The following is a 19,826-nucleotide window of genomic DNA, read 5'->3' on the forward strand; positions in this document are numbered from 1 at the left end:
CGATTTATTTTGTGCGCCTATTTTGCTGGGCAACCTGCTGGGCGCTAAAATCGCAAGAATTCTAGAATTCCTTAGTTTTTGGAATTCTAGAATTCTAGAATTCTATAATTTTGAAATTTCTTAGATTTTAAACTTATAGAATTATTTTAGAATTTTTAGATCATAAATGCTATGATTTTTAAACAGCATAAAAGAGTAAAAATGAATGAAGAAATAAATAACAAAATCACAAAAGAAGAAGAAAAACGCTACGAAGAGCTTTGCCAGATGGCTTTTAATATGGCAAGATCTGATGAGTGCAAAGAACTTGAGAAAATGATAAACGCAGGTCTGCCTGTAAATCTAAAAAACCACAAAGGCAATACTCTGCTAATGCTTGCTAGCTACAATGGTGCTTTTAAGACCACACAAATGCTAATAAATCATGGTGCAAATGTGGATGAGCGAAATGACAGGGGACAAACTCCGCTTGCTGGCGCGTGCTTTAAGGGTGATCTTGAAATGGTAAAACTGCTAGTAGAAAATGGAGCTGATATTGATGCAAATAACGGCATGGGCTTAACGCCTTATAGCTTTGCTCTTATGTTTAAGCGCAGTGATATCGCGCAGTATTTGCTAGAAAAAACCACAAATAAATCACTATTTAAACGCATAAGCGCAAAGATTTTAAAATTATTTAGCAAATAAATTCTAGAATTCCCCAAGCCTAGGGAATTCTAGAATTCTAGAAAAATTCTAGGGAATTCTAAGGAATTCTAGAATTCCTTAGAACCTTTTTTAAAATTCCCACAAATATTTAAAAAATTCACTTTTAACTTATAAAGTATTTAAGCTACAAAATATTATTTTTTTGCTAAAATTAAGGCATTTTTTATAGTTAAATAATTAGGCAAAATTATGAATAATACAATAGAACACAACTTGCTAAAAAGATTTTATAGCACTCTTGTACTTAGCTCTATTTTTACTATCTTTTTTATTGTGATAGTAATTTATATGGCAATAAACCAAGAAAAAAACGAGCTAAAACTAAAAAATGAGCACTACTCAACCTTGCTAGTAAGCAGCATAGATAGCGCACTTCGCGAGCTAAAAGTAAGTTTAGCTAGCAATACTTTAGAGCAAAGATCTAGCATGCTTTTTGAAAATCATGAGTTTTTGCATGCTGTTTATTTGCTAGATAAAAATCATAAAATACTAAACTCCTATACAAGAAATGATGATTATATAGTAGAGCCAAACTTCTTGCTAAGCGAGTTAGAGAGTGGTGAAATTCTAATAGATAAATTTGCCTACGATGATAACAAAGATAGCGAAGTCTACGAACTAGTAGCCTATAATCTTGGTGATAAAACCGCAATCATGCTACTAAATATCAAAAAAATAGCTCGCTTGGTGCTTAATGGATCTAAAAATAGCTATATGGTGGATAAAGATGGCTTTATCTATGATGGAGTAAATGATAATGCTTGGTTAAATATTTATGACGAGCTTAGTTTGGATGATGATTGGAAAAACTCCCATGCTGATTTTAGCGTCTTTAAAAGCAAGGATGCGTGGGTGTATTACGCAGTAGATTACCTGCCAAATCTAAAAATCGCTGTGTTTTCAGATGTAAAAATATCTGAGATTTTTAAAAGATATTTATTAGTTGGCGTTTTGATATTTGTTTGTTTAGCTCTTTTGTTTTTTATTTTGGCTGAGTTGTTTTTTTATATTAAAAACTACATTATTGTGCCACTGCGCCAATTTAAAGTTTTCTTAAAAAACTTTGAAAAAGGCAAATTTATCGTCCAAGACTTTGGGCAAAATAGCGATTTTTCAAAGTTTTATGACCGCTTATCTAGGATTTTTTATAATATCAAAAACTTAGAACAAGACCTAGGCTTTTACAAAAACGAACACGAGCTTTTGTTTGAAAGCAGTGATTTGATAATAATTTATGTAAATGCTAAGGATGATAGAATAGTATCTTGTTCAAACGCTGCTTTGGAGTTTTATAAATACAGCGAAGATGAGTTTCTTACTAAAAACTTCTTTGATTTAGAAGATGAGAGCCTGTATTCATCGTATTTGGCTGATTTTACAAACTCGGTTGATGTTGTTCATGTTCATAAAACTCGCTTTGGCGAGCGCAGATTTGTAAGCATTAGCCGTGGACATATGATAAAAGACCTAGCGGCTTTTCATGTGTATGTGATAAATGATTTAACAAATATTATTCGCCTGCACTCTATGATCAAAGATATGGTAAATATAGCACAAACAGGGCCTTGTCTAATCCTAAGCCTAAATAAAAAACTAGAAGTAATCGGCGCAACGCAAAATATAATAGATACCCTAGGATATAATAGAGAATATATCATCCAAAAAACCTTGCGCTTAAGCGATATTATAAGTGATAAAGGTAAGCTAGCTGACCTTGAGAGACACTTTAACTCTCACTCAGATGCTGTGATTGATGATGTTTTACAAATCAATAGAGAAAATGGACAAAAAGTATGGCATATAATGAGATTTGAGCCTTTAGATGATAAAAAAAGAGCTAGTGGGGATATTTGGGCTTATGCGTATTTTAGAGATGTTTCAAGCATATATAAAGAACTAAGAGCTTTAAAAAGCGATTTAGAGTTGCAGCGAGAACAGCTACAAGGAAGCTCGCTCATGGCGTGGCAATACGATGTCGAAACTGGGCTTTTTGACTTGCCTGTTAGCTTTTTTGACTTGCTAGGACAAGATAAGCTTAATACCGCTCTTACAGCAAAAATCCTGCCAAAATACATAGAAAAAAACTATGTAGACTTGCTAATAGAAGAAATCGAACAAGCCATAAAAAACCACAAACACACCATAGATATAGAACTAAAAGCTACTTCAAGGCTACAAGTAGATGTGTGGTTGAAGTTTAAAGGGCACTTTGCTAAGATAAAAACCAAAGACGAAGAAGAAAAAGAAGTCGTCTTAGGCGTACTAGAAGACATCAGCGATAAAATAACAGAAGAAGCTAGACTAAATCTACTAGCAACTATCTTTGATAACTCAAAAGAAAGCATTATAATCACTGATGAGCGAACAAATATCATACAAGTAAATAGTGCATTTACAGATACTACTGGATATAGCGAAGATGAAGTGCTTGGCGAGCACCCATCACTGCTAAACTTGGGCAGATATAATAAAGATTTCTTTAAAAACATGTGGAAATCTATAGAAAAAACAGGCTCATGGAAAGGTGAAATCTACGATATCCGCAAAGACGGCACAGAATTCCCACAAATCCTAAGTGTCTCAGCAGTGCGTGATAGAACCGGAAAAATCACAAATTATATCGGTATCTCAACTGATATCACAAACCTAAAACAAAAAGAAAACGAGCTAGAAAAAATAGCCTATTACGACGCACTAACAGGACTTCCAAATAAAAGAAAGTTCCTAAAACTGCTTGAGGAAAATATAGAAGAAGCTACTGTAAATAATAAAAAATTTGCTTTGTTTTTTATGGATCTTGATGGCTTTAAGGCAGCAAATGACACCTACGGACACAACTGTGGCGATGAGGTGCTAAAGCTTGTAGGAAATAGACTAGAAACCATAGTACACAAGAAAAACGACATGGTATCAATAATGGAGCATAAAGGTAATATAGTCTCTCGCCTTGGTGGTGATGAGTTTGTGCTTATTATAAAAGACTTTGATGATCTAAACGATGTCCGCAAGCTAGCAAATGAAATAATTGACCGCATAGGCAGAGCCTTTATTATAGGTAATTACAATGTCTACATAGGCGCAACCATAGGTATAACTTACTATCCGCAAAGTAATATTGTAGATACTGATGTTTTATTAGAACAAGCTGATTGGGCTATGTATCAAGCCAAGCTTGCTGGCAAAAACCGCTATTATGAGTTTAACGATACTAGTGCTATGATATTTAAAGAGTATAAAGACCTGCTTTCTCGCTTTGAGACCTTTGATGAAGAAAACTTTATCGTTATTTATCAGCCAATTTATGATATAGCAAGGAAAAAAGTGCCTGCTTTTGAAGTTAGCATAAATCTAAAAGATACTAAAACCAAACTAAGTGCAAGCGATCTTTCAAACTTGCTAAGCCAAAAATACTGGTTTGTAGACCTAAATATTTGGATTATAAAATCTGCTTATGAAGCATTTAGAAAAAATGGGTTATATGATGTAAATATTTATATAAACATCCCTATATCTCAGCTAAACTCAAATGCTTTTTATAGAAAGTTTAAAGAATTTGCTAAGGATAAATACCTTGGTAATATGAGAATTCTAGTTAATGATATCTTTACTATGAGAAATCCTGCAAACGAAGTAAATGAGGTGGTAAATAGATATAAAGAGTTTGGCATTGATTTTATGGTAGATGAGCTAGATGAGAAGACAATAGAGCTAGCAAGCGAGCTAAAAGTAAGCAATATGCGTGTAACTAGAGCTTATACAAAAGGGCTATTAAAAGAACTTGGTATCATAGACAAGCTAAGCGATATGTTAGCTACTTGTAAGGCTGAGAATAAAATCCTTTGTACCAAAAATGTAGAAAATGCTCAAATCTTTAAAATTCTTTCTTTGATAGGATTTGAGTTTATGACAGGTGATTTTATATATCCGGCTGTTAGTGGCGGGGAGCTTAATAAAGCTACCCTTGAACTATCAAAAAAAGAAAATATTTTCACACAACTTGCTAGCAGTGATTCAAAAAGCAAAACAAGCATGATAAATTTGTTTAAATTTTTGATATTTATGTCTTATGAGCTTGAGAGTATCTTGCAGCTAATAAATGACAAAAACCTAAAATTATTTAACAAAAATGAGTATGAAAATACCTTTGCTAGCTTGCGTGAAGCGCAAGATGAGGATCTAGCTTTTGTTTGTGATGATGCAAATGAAATAATCAAAAACACCCTAAAGCTTAAAACCACACTAAAAGCTGATGAAAATATCGACATCAGCGCAATCAAACAGCAGATCATAAACGAGCAAAACAGGCTCATAAACCTAATATCAGGAGAGTAAATGCAAATATACGAGCATGAAATTCCCAGCGGCTCAAGGCTGTATTTTGGCAAGAGCGCAAAGATAAAAAGGCGTATTGAAAGACTTGCTAGCGAGCTTTTAGAAGAAAAGGGCTTTAGCGAGATTATCACGCCGTTTTTTAGCTATCATCAGCGCTTTGGGCTAAAAGAGCAAAAGCTACTTCGCCTAAGCGATGAGAGCAATCATGAAGTAAGCCTAAGGGGTGATTCTACCATTGATGTCGTTCGTATAGCCACGCGCCGTCTAAAAGGGCAAAATCAGAGCAAGTGGTTTTATATCCAGCCTGTTTTTTGCTATCCTAGCATGGAGTTTTATCAAATAGGTGCTGAGATGCTTGGTAGCAGTGAGCTTGGGCTTTGTGTAAGCATTGCTGATGAACTACTTTCTAAGCTTGAGCTTAGCACGCATTTACAGATTTCAAATATGAGAATTCCTCATATTTTGTGCGAGCTTTTAGGGCTTGATATGAGCGTATTTGAACAAGGTCGCATAGAAATTTTGCTAGCTAAAAATATCCCTTGGCTAAGCGCACTTGTAAAAGCTAGCACAAAAAGCGATATAAAAGCACTTCTAAGTCTAGTCCCAGCAGAGCTAAAAGATAGCTTAGAGCTTATGCTTAGCCTTGGCAAAGACTATAAAAACGCTGTTTATGCGCCTATTTATTACTCAAAAATGCGCTATTATGAGGGGCTGTTTTTTAGATTTTTAAAAGAAAATAGCATTTTAGCAAGTGGCGGCGTGTATGAGATAGAAGCTCTTACTTGCGCAGGTTTTGCTGTGCATTGTGATAATTTAATAGAGAGTTTGACAAAGGAATTCTAGAATTCCTAAAACTAGAATTCCTAGAAATTCTAGATTTTTAATAACTTTATAAGGATGAGAAATGAACAAAGCTGATTTAGTAATAGGTATCCAGTGGGGCGATGAGGGCAAAGGCAAAATCGTAGATATGCTATGCCAAAACTACGATGTAGTTTGTCGTAGTGGCGGCGGACATAACGCAGGTCACACTATCGTAGTGGGTGAGAAAAAATACGCACTTCATCTGGTGCCAAGCGGAATTTTACACAAAAATACTACAAATATAATCGGCACCGGCGTCGTGCTAAATCCAGCCGTGCTAATTGAAGAGTTAAAGCAATTTGGCGATATTTCGCAGTTTGAGGGTAGGTTTTTTATCTCAAATAGAGCGCATTTAAATCTAGAATTTCACTCTCAAATAGATAAGGCAAAAGAAGCAGCCAAAGGCAAAAACGCAATAGGCACTACGCTAAAAGGCATAGGGCCAAGCTACAGCGATAAAATCAGTCGCACAGGTCATAGAGTAGGCGAGCTATTAAACCCAGCTAAGCTAGCTAGCGATATCATAGCTGATTTTGAGCAAAACAAGGCGTATTTTAGCTCGTTAAATCTAGAATTCCCAAATCAAAGCGAGCTAGAAAAAGAGTTTAGCGAGTATAAAAATATCTTAGCTCCATTTATCGCTGATACCACTCAGCTGCTTTGGAGCAAGCTTGATAGCGGCGCAAAGGTGCTGTGCGAGGGAGCGCAAGGCACTTTGCTTGACATTGACCATGGCACATATCCGTGTGTGACTAGCTCTAGCACTATTGCTGCTGGGGCTTGTACAGGTCTTGGACTAAGCCCAAAAGATTTAGGCAAAGTAATAGGCATAGTAAAAGCCTACACCACAAGAGTGGGCAATGGAGCCTTTCCTAGCGAGGACTTTGGTAGCGACGGCAATAGGCTTTGTGAGGTAGGTAGGGAGTTTGGCACTACAACTGGCAGGCGGCGTCGTACTGGGTGGTTTGATGCTGTGTGCGCCAGATATGCAGCTAGGCTAGATGGTTGCGATGAGTTTGCGCTGATGAAGCTTGATGTGCTTGATGGTATGCCTAAGGTCAAAATCTGCGTAGCCTACGAGTATAAAGGAGAGCGCATAAACTACTTCCCAAGTGATCTAGAAAATGCTAAGCCTATTTATGAAGAAATGGATGGCTGGGATAGTATAGCAGGCATTCGCAGCTTTGAAAAGCTACCAGCAAATGCTAAAAAATACATAGAGCGAATTGAAGAGCTAACCGGCGTAAAAGTAGGTATAATCTCAACTAGCCCAGAGCGAAACGACACTATAATAAGATGAAAAGCAAATACAGCCCCGTGCTAAAAATCAAAGAGCAAAAAATGAGCGATATTGAAATTCGCCTTTTTAATGCTCGTTCACACAAAAGCTCGCTTGAAGCCCAGCTTGCTAGCATAAAAGATGATTTAGCGCACGAGGAATTCCCTAGCTCAGGCGATTTTGGCACTATGCAGCTTTTTAGCTTTACTCACGCACAGCGCATCGATGAAAGCGAGCTTTTAAAACAAAAAATCATCGCAGCAAATGGCAAAATCACAGAACTAGAAAACGAGTATAAAGAAGCCTACAAAGAATGCGAGAAAATAAAGTTTTTACACAATACAGAAGTAAAAAATATGCTAAAAAAGATTGAAAAGAAAAATCAAGCCCAGCTTGATGAAATCGCTGTTATGGGGTATTTTAGAAGGAATAAAGAAAATGAGTTTTAAGGTGTTTTTTAATTTGGGGAATTCTAGATTATTTTTGTTATTTTGTGCTTTTAGTTTTAGTTTTGGCGCAGATGAGCAGATCATCACAGCGCAAAAAAGGGAGCAGATTTTAAGCGAATATGAAAAACTAGAAGCCGCAAAATCAGAGCTTGATAGCTACAGGGAGGCTACAAAACGGCTATTTAATGAGCGCCAAGCTCAGCTTTTAGCCAAAGAAGCCGAGCTAAATGCCACACTTGCGCTAATTGCTCAAAAAGAGCAAAATATAAGTGAGGCAAATGCTAAAAGCGAGGCAAAAGTAGCCGATATGCTAGCCAAAAATGAAGCGATTTTAAACGAGCTAAAAAAAGGCAATAACGACAAAATGCTTGAAGCCTATGTCAAAATGAAAGATGGAAAAATCGCTGAGGTGCTTGGCGCTATGGATGCCACAGACGCTGCAAAGCTACTATACCGCATGGAAGCAAAGAAAATCTCAGCCGTGCTAGCTAAAATGGACGCTGCTAAGGCTGTGGAGCTAACAAATCTTATAAAAGAAGGCAAGATTTTTGATGAAAATTCTAGCAAAGATAATTCATCGCAAAATGGCGATGAAAATGCTAGCACAAACTAGGGAATTCTAGAATTTCCTCTGCTATAATTATAAAAAGGAGCAAAAATGTTTAATAGACTTCGCAGAACTAGGCTAAATCCTTTGGTGCGTGATTTAGTGCGTGAGACTAGACTTGATTTGGATAATTTTATTTATCCGCTTTTTGTGGTTGAAGGAGAGGGGGTAAGAAATGAAATAGCAAGCATGCCAGGCGTTTTTCAGCTTAGCATTGATGAGATTTTAAAAGAATGCTACGAGCTAAAAAGCCTTGGGATAAAGAGCATTTTGCTTTTTGGAATTCCAAGCTTAAAAGACAGCGTAGGCAGTGACGCTCTAAGTGATGATGGGATAATCGCTCGCACGCTAAGGGCTATAAAGGCTGAGTTTGGCAGCTCTTTGCTTGTTATTACTGATCTTTGCTTTTGTGAATATACAGATCACGGACACTGCGGAGTTTTAGATGAGTGCTCTGTGAATAATGACGCCACGCTAGAAATCAGCGCAAAACAAGCCCTAATCCACGCAAAAAACGGCGCAGATATGATAGCACCAAGTGGAATGATGGATGGAATTATTACTTGTTTGCGGGAGGCTTTGGATGAAAATGGCTTTGAGAACTTGCCTGTGATGGCGTATTCTACGAAGTTTGCTAGTGCTTACTATGGTCCATTTCGTGATGTGGCGCAGTCAGCCCCAAGCTTTGGGGATAGAAAAAGCTATCAAATGGATAGCGCAAACCGCTTTGAGGCAATAAGAGAGAGCCTAGAAGATGAAGCTCAGGGCGCTGATATTTTAATGGTAAAGCCAGCACTTGCTTTTTTAGACATCATCCGTGATATAAAAGAGCGTAGCTTACTGCCGCTTTGCGCGTATAATGTAAGTGGCGAGTATGCTTTATTAAAAGCTGGGGCTAAACTTGGCGTGATTGATTATGAAAAAGTGATGATGGAGACCTTGCTAGGTATAAAAAGAGCCGGAGCTGATATGATAATAAGCTATCACGCAAAAGAAGTGGCAAAAATTTTGTAGTTTTAGCACGCAGCTACACAAAACAGCAAGTGGCAAATGAAAATTATTTTTTCTAATAATTTTCAAATTTTAAATGAGTTAAAAGACAATGATTATAAACTAAAAGGCTTACTATGAGACATTTTTTAAATTTTGCAGATATTAGCAAGGCTGAAATTTTAAGCATCTTAGAGCTTGCTAGCAAGATAAAAAAAGAAGCTAAGGCAAGGGAATTTAAGCCTTATTTAAAAGATCAAAAATTAGCTATGATTTTTGAAAAAAGCTCAACTAGAACGAGAGTTAGCTTTGAGGTTGGTATGATCGAGCTTGGCGGGCATCCGCTTTTTCTTAGCTCAAAGGATATCCAGCTAGGGCGAGGTGAGCTAGTAAAAGATACTGCGCGTGTGCTTGGTCGCATGGTGGATATGATAATGGCGCGCGTCTATAAACAAAGCGACCTTGAAGAGCTTGCTAAATACTCAGGCGTGCCTGTGATAAACGGGCTTAGCGATGATTTTCATCCAGTTCAAGTCATGGCTGATTTGCTAACCTTACAAGAGCTTGGCCTAAATATAGAAAAGATGAAAATGTGCTACATAGGCGATGGAAATAATATGACAAATAGCTTCATTGAAGCTGCTGGCAAGCTAGGATTTGAGCTAGCAATCGCTACGCCAAAAGGCTACGAGCCAAGTAGCGCAGTGCTTGAAATAGCGCAGAGCTGGGCAAAGCAAAGTGGTGCAAAAATCAGCCTAAGCAATGAGCCAAAAGAAGCTATAAAAAACGCTGATGTAGTAGTAACTGATACTTGGATTTCAATGGGGCAAGAAGATGAAAAAGAAGGGCGTATCGCTGATTTTAAGGGCTTTTGTATAGATAGCAAGCTAATGGAGATGAGTGGCAAAAAAAGCGTGTTTTTACACTGCTTGCCAGCGTATCGTGGATATGAGATGAGCGAAGAGGTGTTTGAAAGCCATGCTGATGAGATATTTGCTGAGGCTGAAAACCGCCTTCACGCCCAAAAAGGCATCATGGTCTGGTGCGATCAAAATAGGTGAAAAAATGAGCGAAAAAACTACAAAAACTACTGTTAAAAAACCAGCCGCTAAAACAGCCGCTAAATCTGCTGTCAAAAAGTCAGCTGCCGCTAGCAAAAGTAGCACGGCTAGTACAAAAACTGCTGTTAAAAAGCCTGCTGCTAAAACAGCCACAAAAACTGCTACTAAAAAGCCAGCTAGCAAAACTGAGAGTAAAATAGCTACTAAAAAAGCTGAGAATATAGGGGCTCTAACTAGCACTTTTGGCTTGCCTACTAGCGTGGAAAATGAAGAGCTAAAAAAGCCAAAAATCACACCTAGGCAAAATCCTGCCAAAGCCAAACGCCAAAGCGCTATAGAAAAAAGTAGCCCCAAGAGCCAAAAAGCAAGTAGCGCTCATGCTTTTGATAGCATAAAAAAAGCTAACAATCAAAAAAGCACAGAACTAGCAAAAAGCGACTCCACTAGCAAAAAGCTCATAAACTCGCTAAAAATCATTGAAAACATAAGCCACACTCTTGGCATCAGCGATAGAGAGCGCATCACTTTTGATATAGAAGAAGTTAGCTCAAACGAGCTTAGAGTTCGCATCGTAAATGGCACGAAAAACTTTAAATCTCCGTGGTTTGCGATAAAAAACGAAGAGCCTTATATATTTATGCCAGCTGAGATTTTGGATATGGTTTTTCGCATGTTGCGCACAGCTCAAAAAGAAAGCTTTGAGCTACGCTTGGAGCGCAGCATTTGGCAGCATATGCCTATTGATTTTGGTGATGTTTGGCGTGTGGCGATGGACGAGCTAGCGCGCGGTAATTTTGCCAAAGAACCAGACCTTGAGAAGCTAATTGCTAAAATCAAGCAAGAACATCCAAATCTTTTTGTGGATATGACAAGCTTTATTGCTGGAGAATAAAATCTAGAATTCCCTGCGTCATTGCGAGGGAGCAAAGCGACCGAAGCAATCTCATTATTAAGCCTTAAAATTCGTCATTGCGAGCGAAGCGAAGCAATCTCTAGAAATTCTAAATTCATCCTTAGGGAATTCTAGAATTCCCTAAATTCGTCATTGCGAGCGAAGCGAAGCAATCTCTAGGAATTCTAGATTTGCCTTGCCTTAGGAATTCTAGAATTCCCCACTATATCATCCCTCAGCCTCTTTGGGGGATTTCTAAATACAGTAGTGCTAAAACCATTAGCAGATTCTGTTTGGTCGATAACTTCAAAACTAGAATTTGTAGCAGGGTTGGTGATTATTCCATTTTTTAAATTTCAGTTTTGGAATTTTCAATTTTATCTACAGCATGTTTATAACTTTCACTAGCCAAAAAGGCACCATTTTTTACTTCGTTTAATGAGATATTGTTACTCATTGATTACTCCTTAATTTAAATTTTATATATTCAAAATCACCTACACTATATTCTAAGTAGTAATTACTTGGCATAAGATATTTTAGCAAACGGACAATATAGCTATTTTTATAGACTACCGCATATTCTTTTGCGATATTTTTTTTAGTTCCATTATACTCAGCGTATATGTCAAAAATAGGATATTCTAGGCTAAATAAAGGGCAAAATTCTCCCCTCTCGTTACAAAGCAAAAATTCCCTTGTATCTTGTCTAGAAAAATCGCTTTCTTTGCTAAAATTTTTATCTACAATTTCAAATCTAGAACCATTTTGATTTAATAGCAAATTACCTATATTTAAAAAAATATTTTGAGGAATATTTATTTGCCAAGCAGTATATACAAACACAGGAATTGATAAAGCAAATATAACATTACCTAATAGCCACTTTAAACGAAAATAAATAGCCTTACTTTTAAAATCCTTAATCCATAAAATTATAAATATATCAATAAGAAAACCCCAAATACTAAAAGCAAAATAAAAAATAGCTATGTAAATAAAAAATCTAATAATTTTATCTCTTTTACTATCTGTGCCAAAAAGCCTAAATATAATCACAGCCCAACAATAAGAGAAAATCAAAATTAAAAAGATAAAAGAACCTAGAAAAAATAAAAAAATCAAAACTAACAAAATACTACCTTTTAAAAAAGAGTAATCTAACCATTTATTATAACTTTATTCTAAATTTAGAATTCAGTCTCACATTGCCACAACAAAAACAAAGCAACAACCCACGCATTGTCATTGTACGGCTTGACCGGACAATCTCTATAAATTCTAGAATTTAACCAAACAATCATTTTCTAAAAAACCAAAATCCGCATTTTAGCAAAAAAGAACTTTTTAAGCTAAATTCTAGAATTTAGCCCTCGCAGTCATTGGGGGGATCTCTATATGAAATTCTAGTTTTTTTGGGGGTGCGGGGGTATTTTTATCTTAGGGAATTCTAAAATTCCGTCATTGCGAGCGAAGCGAAGCAATCTCTAGGAATTCTAAATTCATCCTTAGGGAATTCTAGAATTTATCTTAGGAATTCTAGAATTCCCTACTATGTCATCCTCGGGCTTGACCCGAGGATCTCTATAGAAATTCTAAATTTATTTATGATAAGATCCTAGGGTCAAGTCGGGGGATGACACACTAACACGCAAGTCGGAGGATTTTTATAGAGATTGTCCGGTCAAGCCGGACAATGACACAAGGCTTAGGAATTCTAGAATTCCTAAAAGCAAATTCTAGAATTCCCTAGAGATTGCTCCCTCTGCTTTACTCCCTCGCAATGACGGAATTTTAGAATTCCTAGTGCTTTAAAGCGTATTTTGTCCAATCAACGCGGTAAAAAACATAAAGCATAAGTGCTGTTTGGATAACCTGAGAGATAAGCATAGCTACAAAAACCCCAGTCGCATCTCCCCATACAAAATGCCCCAGCGCATAAGCTAGCGGTATGCGAATAACCCAAAAGCTAAGCCCAAAAATAAGTAAGTTAAAATGCGCCGCAGACGCCCCTATCATCACCCCAGCAAAAATAGTAGAAATGATAGAAAATGGCGTGCTTAAAAAGTTGTATTTAAGATACTCTACGATGTAAAACTGCACCAAGCCATCATCACTCATGAAAGCTGCCAAATCGCTCATAAACCACCACAAAATTCCTGCTACCACGCTCATCACAGCCGCCCCGCTAAATACCAAAATAGCGGCAATTCGCCTAGCTTCAGCCGCTCTTTTTGCACCTAAGCAGTTGCCAACGACCACGCTAGCGCTCATGTGAAATGCCACGCCTACCATAAATATAAAGCTCTCCACCCTATGCCCTGAGGCAAGTCCGCCCAAGGCCTCGTTTGAGTGCAGTGGCAAAAAACCCACAATAGCATAAAGAGTAATATAACCAGCTTGCCAAACTATGCTAGTTGCCCCTGAGTGAAGTGCTGTTTTTAGCAATTTTGGCATGGCAAGCCGTAGCCAAGCAAAAGGCAAAAAAGAAGCACTTATATGCCCTTTTGCTATTAGCGCAAAAGCACCTAGTAATGCCGCAATGCCCTGAGAGATAAGATTTGAGTAGGCTAAACCCATATACTCACGCCCCATGAAAAAATGAGAAAAACTAAGCTTAAATATAAAAAACAAATAAAAAGCACAAACAATAATAGTAATGATAAGTGGCAAAATCACCTCTCTAAACGAGCGAAATACCACCATAGCTGAGTTAAACAAAAAGCTACAAGGCAGGCTAAAAAGCAGCACCGCCCACAGCTCATTTGCGATATCCAGCGCCGCACCTTTTAGCCCCAAAAGCGCAAAAATCTGCCCAGAGAAAATATAAGCTAGCACGCCCACGCCCACGCCAAAAAGAGCGTTTAAAAGCAAGGTCATAAAGACATAAAACTTAGCTCTATCAAGTTTTTTAGCACCTATGGACTGGCTGATGACTGCGGTGGCTCCTGAGTTTAAGGCTATATTGATAACGCCTAATAAAAAGAGCATTTGCATACTTACTCCAAGCGCAGCTGAGACATCAGCACTCATCTTGCCAGCTGCCCAAATAGGTGCTACATTCATCACGCAGATAACATACATCATCAGCACTTGCGGCCACAGCAGCGCAAAAATCGCTTTAAATGAAGTTGAAATATCTGGATGCTTACTCATTTGCTTTCTTTTATTTTTAGGGAATTTTAGAATTCTTTAGTAAAATTATACAAAAATTTAGTATTTTTGCTATAATAATCTTGAAGTTAAAGGCTAGGACTTATCTCTCTAGCCACTTCGCTTATAAATTTATAAAAATTAAAATTCATATAAATACACCACAATTAGGCTCCAAGATTGTGAGGCGATTTTTACGAATTCTTGCGCAGGACTAGCCGTGGGGCTGTGTCCACGGTAGTGGCTGGCGAAATTCTGCGGTAGAATTTCAAGCAAGCCGCCCAAGTCACTAAAACAAATCGGCGGCTTGCGCAGGAAACTGCCGTAGAAGTTTCGCCAGAACAAGCTGGGCTGTCCAAGCAAGAATTCGTAAAAAGCGTCCGCAAGCTGAGCCTAAATATTTAAGTTCTAAAATTCTAAGCCAAAATGCTCTTTAAAAGTATCACAAACCGCCTTAAAATCCACTCCCTCGCAAGTGGGACTCTCTACAAATTTTTTATAAGTTTGTTTAAAGCCCTCTTTTAGCTCGGTGGTTTGAACACCATAGCTAATCGATAGTCCTGCTTCAATAAGCGCAGCTAGGCGGTCACAGCATTTTAGGGCTTTACCATCAATTGCGTTGTATTCGTTTGTATTATACTGACTTAGCGCAGCACTTAGGCTTAGGCTTTCGTTATTTGGCATTATGCGGTTTTCAAACTCGCTTTTTATGCGCTTATTTCCATCTTTTCGCACGCCTAAAATGTAGGCAAACTCTGAGCGAATTCTAGCTGGAGCAAGGGGGAGAATTTGCTCTTCTATCAGTCTCATTTCATATTCGCTGATGATGTCATCAAGCCCCTTTACACCGTATTTAACAGGGCTTATAATATCTCTTGTAAGTGACTCTGGCAAGTCGTGAAAAAGAGCGCAATAAAAGTTATTTTCAAGTCTTTTATCACAAGCTTTTACTTCAAGGCTGTAAAAATACGAAAAAATCGCTACCACAAGCATATGTCCTAGAACATTTGTTTGCGGAATTCGCTGTGTTTGCGCCCAGCGCCTTTGAAAGCGCAAGCGACCACACAAATCAATTAGCTTTGAAAGCTTTGTGCTAGCTAAAAGCTCTTTTATACTACCTAGCTCAAAATAATCTTCAATCTCTTCATCTACCTTTGCTTTTAGCTCATCAATGCCCTCTAAAAACTTACTAGTTTGATATACTATCGCAAACTCCCATTTTGTAGCCAGGTAGCTAGCAGCTTTTAGGATAAGACGCTCTTTTTTATAAGTATCATCGCCTTTAAAAAAGTTATCAAGCCGCTCTTTAAACAGCTCATTTTCGCTATCAATGATTTTATCAAGTTGTGTTTTTATCCACGAGTTTAGCTCGCTAGCCTTGCTTTTTTGGATGTAGTGGAGCACATCTGGGCGAATATCAGTTACTACAACACGGCTTAAAAACTCAAAAACGCCGTATTCTACGATAACTCGCATGTTAATATCCCCTTCAAGCTTAGCTAGAAAATACGCAATTAACACCTTATGGGCTTGTTTATCAAGCTCGTTAATATCAACCATTTTTGGATAGTCATTCCAGCGACTTATGCTTGCGGCTTTGAAAATATGTTCAATTAAGCTAGGATTTATCATTTTTGCTCTTTAAAATGTGTTTTTTTGGATATTATAGCTAGTTTGTCCGCTTTGATTTGAGTTTAGCTCGATTATGGTATTAACATTGCCCCTAGGGTTAAAATCAGCTCTTAGCTCCATGTATTTTGGCTTTAAAGCGTTAAAAAGCGTGTTGTATATTTCATTTGCAGCGTTTTCGTGGCTGATGTGCCTGTGCATAAAGCTATTTATATATAGTTTTATCGCTTTTAGCTCGACAACTAGCTTATCAGGCACATAACTAAGGCTGATTGTAGCAAAATCAGGATAGCCAGAACGGGGACAAAGCGCACAAAACTCAGGCAAGGTGATATGGATAAAATAGTCGTTAGGGCTGGAATTCTCCCACAGCTCAAGGTCTTTTTTTACATCAAAATTGCTTATTATTTCTTCACCATAGCGCATTTTATTTCCTTTTGATTTTTTAGTGATTTTAGCATAAATTTTTGAATTTAGTGTTTTGGGAATTCTAGAATTTTGGTGTTTTTGCCTTGGGAATTCTAGAATTCCCTACTATGTCATCCCCCAGCCCCTTTAGGGGATCTCTATATGGAATTCTAGAATTCTTAAATGATATAAACGCAAAAAGCCTCTAGGAATTCTAGATTTTTGCTCGCTTTAGTGAGGCTTGCCCCTAGCCCCGCAAATTTTATAAGGGCTACGCCCTAAACCATTAGGGGCTGCCGCCCCTAAAACCCCGCTAAAATCTGGAATTGCTTTATCTGCGTTTTTGGGGGAATTCTAGAATTCTTAGACAAATTTAGCGTAGGAATTCTAGAATTTAGCCTTAGGAATTCTAGAATTTTGGTGTTTTTGCCTTGGGAATTCTAGAATTTTTAGGAAATTCTAGAATTTGCTTAGAAATTCTAGAATTTTGCTCGCTTTTAGGCTAGATAAATCTAGCCTAGCTCGCAAATTTTATAAGGGCTACGCCCTAAACCATTAGGGGCTGCCGCCCCTAAAACCCCACTAAAATCTGGAATTGCTTTATCTGCGTTTTTGGGGGAATTCTAGATTTTCTGGGGGTTAGGGGCTGTCTTTTTTTTGGAATTCTAGAATTCCTAGTGATTTTTACTTGGGAATTCTAGATTTATGCTAGAAATTCTAGTTATACAAAGCTAAAAGCTTACAGCCCATCTGCCATTTATTTTTTCTAATTTTACTTGGCTTTTTTCGCTATTTTCGTTATTAAAAAGCATATTTATTTCTACTACTATGCCATCATCTTCATCTGTGCTATTAAGCACTAGTATGTCTTTTAAGCCGCCGTTTTTGGCTATTTTTTCTTGAAGTTCTTGGCTAGTTTCTTTTAGCTTGCTTTTTATAGCGTTTTGTTCACCTTGGCTTTTTGTTACTTCATCTAGAGCAAAATACTCGCTTAGCTTTTTATCATTACCTGAAATCAATGCTTTTATAGCATTTAGTGCCACATCCTCTGGTGAGTCCTGCCCACAAGTAATAAAAAATGTCAAAATAGCAATAAGAAGTAATCTTGTAAACTTCATTTTAAAATCTATAAAATTACTTATACATCAAGGTGCTTGACATCTTTTGCGTGGGCTTGGATGTAGTCTCTGCGAGGCTCTACCTCATCGCCCATAAATAACTCAAAAATATCGCTGGCTTTTTGCATATCCTCTATGCTGATTTTAAGTAAGCGGCGATTTTCAGGATTCATCGTTGTCTCCCACAGTTGGTCTGGATTCATCTCGCCAAGACCTTTGTAGCGTTGTATATCTGCTCCTTTTTTTGCACTTTCTTCTATCTCATCTAATATAGCAACCGGATCAGAGCCAAGGTCTAAGCCACGCTCTTTCATCTTGCTATGAATGTGAAGTGCCTCTTCAAAAATCGCATTTGTAAAGAGCAAATCGCTAATTACAAGCTCTTCAAGTCCGTTTGCAGTTTGTGCGTAAATGCGAATTTCATCATCATTTAGATAACTATTTAGTATATTAAATCCATCGCTTTCAATCTTAGCCTTAATCTCATCAAAAAGCTCAGGGTAAGGCAATCCGATAAGATCAGGATTTTCTATCATATGGCGGATCGCGCTTATTATATTAAAGCGTTTTTTAAGCTCATTTAGCATAGAGCGGTATTGCGCCACAAGTTTTAGATAATCAATCAAATCAGCACCGCCCACGCCCTCAAACTCACGGCTTTCTATGCCAGTTTCAATTAAAAACTCATTTAAGGCTCGTTCGTCTTTTAAATAGATTTTTTTCTTGCCTTTTTTGTATAGATAAAGTGGCGGTTGGGCTAGATATACATAGCCTTTTTCTATTATCGGCGTCAAAAAGCGGAAGAAAAATGTGAGAAGCAAGGTTTGAATATGTGAGCCATCCACATCAGCATCGGTCATAATGATGATTTTATGATATCTTAGGCGGTTTTCATCAAACTCCTCACCCACCCCGCAGCCAAAGGCGGTGATCATATTTTTTATCTCTTCGCTTTGAAGAATTTTATCAAGGCGTGATTTTTCTACATTTAGGATTTTTCCACGAAGTGGCAAGATAGCTTGAAATCCTCTATCTCTGCCTTGCTTAGCTGAACCCCCAGCTGAATCACCCTCTACAAGGTAGATCTCGCACTCACTAGCTTCTTTACTCTGGCAATCTGCTAGCTTGCCTGGCAGCGTGCCTACGCTATTTATATTGTCTTTTTTGCGAGTAAGATCCCTAGCTCTTTTTGCTGCTTCTCTACCACGCGCTGCTAAAAGAGCTTTATTCATTATAGCTCTTGCTTCGTTTGGATTTTCTTCAAAGTATTTTACTAAGGTTTCAAAAACCATTTTTTGCGTGATTGGCTTTACATAGCTTGATCCTAGCTTGCCTTTTGTTTGCCCTTCAAATTGTGGCTCAGGCACTTTTACGCTAATTACTGCTACAAGTCCTTCTCTCACATCATCGCCTGTAATTTTGGTATCTTTTTCTCTAGCACTTGCGTTTGCTGCGATGTAGTTTGTAATCGCTCTTGTAAGCCCAGCTCTAAATCCAGCCTCGTGCGTTCCACCATCTGGAGTTTTTATATTATTTACAAAGCTTAGTAAGCTCTCGCTATAACTTTCATTATAAAGAAGCGCAAACTCTACTATCACATCATCTTCGCCGCCGCAGAAGCTTACAGCCTTGCTTAGTGCATTAGTTTTGTTCATATCAGTAACAAAGCTAGTAAGACCGCCTTCAAAATGATAACTCTTTTTAAAACCATCTCTTTCATCGCTGAAATTTATGGTAATTTTTGGATTTAGATAAGCAAGTTCTGCAAAGCGTTTTGCTAGAATTTCTCTATCAAAAACTACTATTTCAAATATACTATCATCAGGCCAAAACTCCACGCAAGTGCCAGTTTTTTTAGTAGCTGCGCCTTGGCTTAGTTCATTTTGGGGAATTCCAGCTGCAAAATCCTCATGCCAGCAATATCCATCTCGCTGTATATCCAAAATCAGCTTTTTACTTAGAGCATTTACTACTGAGACGCCCACGCCGTGAAGTCCACCTGAGACTTTATAAGTGTCTTTATCAAACTTACCACCAGCATGAAGCACGGTTAAAACGACAGTGGCTGCGCTGATTTTTTCAGTTGGGTGCATGGCTACTGGAATTCCACGGCCGTTATCGCTGATTTTTGCTGAGCCATCACGCGTTAAAGTTACATTTATAGTATCACAAAAGCCAGCCATTGCCTCATCAATGCTATTATCCACTACTTCATAAATCATGTGATGAAGACCGCCGATATTTGTATCGCCTATATACATACCAGGGCGTTTGCGAACTGCTTCTAGGCCTTTTAAGACCTTGATATTATCTGCTCCGTAATTGTGTTCCATATT

The 19,826-nt window shown here is 37.7% G+C and carries 15 protein-coding genes; 9 read left to right on the top strand and 6 right to left on the bottom strand.

All coding sequences use genetic code 11. The annotated features are described in order from the left end of the window. The first annotated feature begins 201 nt into the window (after positions 1–201). The 9 genes from PTQ34_RS06185 to PTQ34_RS06225 all read left to right on the top strand — a co-directional run bounded on the left by PTQ34_RS06185 (position 202) and on the right by PTQ34_RS06225 (position 11,182). A complete protein-coding gene (locus PTQ34_RS06185) occupies positions 202–687 on the top strand; it encodes an ankyrin repeat domain-containing protein (protein ID WP_273932660.1) in 486 nt (161 codons plus the stop codon). A 210-nt stretch (positions 688–897) separates the two neighbouring features. Next, on the top strand, positions 898–5,040 hold the full coding sequence (locus tag PTQ34_RS06190; protein ID WP_273932661.1) for a diguanylate cyclase domain-containing protein: 4,143 nt from the start codon (positions 898–900) through the stop codon (positions 5,038–5,040). Continuing rightward, the gene (locus PTQ34_RS06195; RefSeq protein ID WP_273932662.1) at positions 5,041–5,883 is read left to right on the top strand and encodes an ATP phosphoribosyltransferase regulatory subunit; all 843 of its coding nucleotides are present in this window, start codon (positions 5,041–5,043) and stop codon (positions 5,881–5,883) included. It abuts the gene before it with no gap. Positions 5,884–5,944: 61 nt separating this feature from the next. After that, a complete protein-coding gene (locus PTQ34_RS06200; protein WP_273932664.1) occupies positions 5,945–7,204 on the top strand; it encodes an adenylosuccinate synthase in 1,260 nt (419 codons plus the stop codon). After that, a complete protein-coding gene (locus PTQ34_RS06205; RefSeq protein WP_273932665.1) occupies positions 7,201–7,632 on the top strand; it encodes a flagellar export protein FliJ in 432 nt (143 codons plus the stop codon). Before PTQ34_RS06200 ends, PTQ34_RS06205 begins: the two co-directional genes overlap by 4 nt. Further along, a complete protein-coding gene (locus tag PTQ34_RS06210) occupies positions 7,622–8,245 on the top strand; it encodes a MotE family protein (RefSeq protein ID WP_273932666.1) in 624 nt (207 codons plus the stop codon). Before PTQ34_RS06205 ends, PTQ34_RS06210 begins: the two co-directional genes overlap by 11 nt. Before the next feature lie 45 nt (positions 8,246–8,290). Continuing rightward, entirely contained in the window at positions 8,291–9,253 is a 963-nt protein-coding gene (gene hemB / locus PTQ34_RS06215; protein WP_273932668.1) for a porphobilinogen synthase, read from the top strand. 113 nt (positions 9,254–9,366) lie between these two features. After that, positions 9,367–10,290 carry an ornithine carbamoyltransferase gene (argF, locus tag PTQ34_RS06220; RefSeq protein WP_273932669.1) on the top strand — a complete coding sequence of 308 codons (924 nt, stop codon included), beginning with the start codon at positions 9,367–9,369 and terminating at the stop codon, positions 10,288–10,290. After that, the gene (locus tag PTQ34_RS06225; RefSeq protein WP_273932670.1) at positions 10,214–11,182 is read left to right on the top strand and encodes a DUF2603 domain-containing protein; all 969 of its coding nucleotides are present in this window, start codon (positions 10,214–10,216) and stop codon (positions 11,180–11,182) included. Before argF ends, PTQ34_RS06225 begins: the two co-directional genes overlap by 77 nt. A 453-nt stretch (positions 11,183–11,635) precedes the next feature. Here PTQ34_RS06225 and PTQ34_RS06230 read toward each other — a convergent pair whose 3' ends face one another. The 6 genes from PTQ34_RS06230 to gyrB form a co-directional block, all read right to left on the bottom strand. Further along, positions 11,636–12,316, bottom strand: coding sequence for a hypothetical protein (locus PTQ34_RS06230; protein WP_273932671.1), 681 nt, complete (start codon positions 12,314–12,316; stop codon positions 11,636–11,638). 669 nt (positions 12,317–12,985) lie between these two features. Further along, a complete protein-coding gene (locus PTQ34_RS06235) occupies positions 12,986–14,338 on the bottom strand; it encodes an MATE family efflux transporter (RefSeq protein WP_273932672.1) in 1,353 nt (450 codons plus the stop codon). A gap of 405 nt (positions 14,339–14,743) precedes the next feature. Continuing rightward, positions 14,744–15,967 (bottom strand): HD domain-containing protein, encoded by a 1,224-nt coding sequence (locus tag PTQ34_RS06240; RefSeq protein WP_273932673.1) that lies wholly within the window; start codon positions 15,965–15,967, stop codon positions 14,744–14,746. A gap of 9 nt (positions 15,968–15,976) precedes the next feature. Further along, on the bottom strand, positions 15,977–16,390 hold the full coding sequence (gene queF, locus PTQ34_RS06245) for a preQ(1) synthase (protein WP_273932674.1): 414 nt from the start codon (positions 16,388–16,390) through the stop codon (positions 15,977–15,979). Between the two features lie 713 nt (positions 16,391–17,103). Further along, complete coding sequence (locus PTQ34_RS06250) at positions 17,104–17,490, bottom strand: DUF4878 domain-containing protein (RefSeq protein WP_273932675.1); 387 nt, start codon at positions 17,488–17,490, stop codon at positions 17,104–17,106. 20 nt (positions 17,491–17,510) lie between these two features. Then, positions 17,511–19,823 carry a DNA topoisomerase (ATP-hydrolyzing) subunit B gene (gyrB, locus tag PTQ34_RS06255; protein ID WP_273932676.1) on the bottom strand — a complete coding sequence of 771 codons (2,313 nt, stop codon included), beginning with the start codon at positions 19,821–19,823 and terminating at the stop codon, positions 17,511–17,513. Positions 19,824–19,826: the final 3 nt, after the last annotated feature.

Source organism: Campylobacter magnus (assembly GCF_028649595.1).
Classification (GTDB): Bacteria; Campylobacterota; Campylobacteria; order Campylobacterales; family Campylobacteraceae; genus Campylobacter; species Campylobacter magnus.

Excerpts from the sequence above, each read along its gene's own strand:
- PTQ34_RS06205 (WP_273932665.1), top strand. The coding sequence starts at position 7,201 with ATGAAAAGCAAATACAGCCCCGTGCTAAAAATCAAAGAGCAAAAAATG.
- PTQ34_RS06225 (WP_273932670.1), top strand. The coding sequence starts at position 10,214 with ATGAGATATTTGCTGAGGCTGAAAACCGCCTTCACGCCCAAAAAGGCA.
- PTQ34_RS06250 (WP_273932675.1), bottom strand. The coding sequence starts at position 17,490 with ATGAAGTTTACAAGATTACTTCTTATTGCTATTTTGACATTTTTTATT.
- PTQ34_RS06195 (WP_273932662.1), top strand. The coding sequence starts at position 5,041 with ATGCAAATATACGAGCATGAAATTCCCAGCGGCTCAAGGCTGTATTTT.
- argF (WP_273932669.1), top strand. The coding sequence starts at position 9,367 with ATGAGACATTTTTTAAATTTTGCAGATATTAGCAAGGCTGAAATTTTA.
- PTQ34_RS06240 (WP_273932673.1), bottom strand. The coding sequence starts at position 15,967 with ATGATAAATCCTAGCTTAATTGAACATATTTTCAAAGCCGCAAGCATA.
- PTQ34_RS06200 (WP_273932664.1), top strand. The coding sequence starts at position 5,945 with ATGAACAAAGCTGATTTAGTAATAGGTATCCAGTGGGGCGATGAGGGC.
- queF (WP_273932674.1), bottom strand. The coding sequence starts at position 16,390 with ATGCGCTATGGTGAAGAAATAATAAGCAATTTTGATGTAAAAAAAGAC.
- hemB (WP_273932668.1), top strand. The coding sequence starts at position 8,291 with ATGTTTAATAGACTTCGCAGAACTAGGCTAAATCCTTTGGTGCGTGAT.
- gyrB (WP_273932676.1), bottom strand. The coding sequence starts at position 19,823 with ATGGAACACAATTACGGAGCAGATAATATCAAGGTCTTAAAAGGCCTA.
- PTQ34_RS06185 (WP_273932660.1), top strand. The coding sequence starts at position 202 with ATGAATGAAGAAATAAATAACAAAATCACAAAAGAAGAAGAAAAACGC.
- PTQ34_RS06210 (WP_273932666.1), top strand. The coding sequence starts at position 7,622 with ATGAGTTTTAAGGTGTTTTTTAATTTGGGGAATTCTAGATTATTTTTG.
- PTQ34_RS06190 (WP_273932661.1), top strand. The coding sequence starts at position 898 with ATGAATAATACAATAGAACACAACTTGCTAAAAAGATTTTATAGCACT.
- PTQ34_RS06235 (WP_273932672.1), bottom strand. The coding sequence starts at position 14,338 with ATGAGTAAGCATCCAGATATTTCAACTTCATTTAAAGCGATTTTTGCG.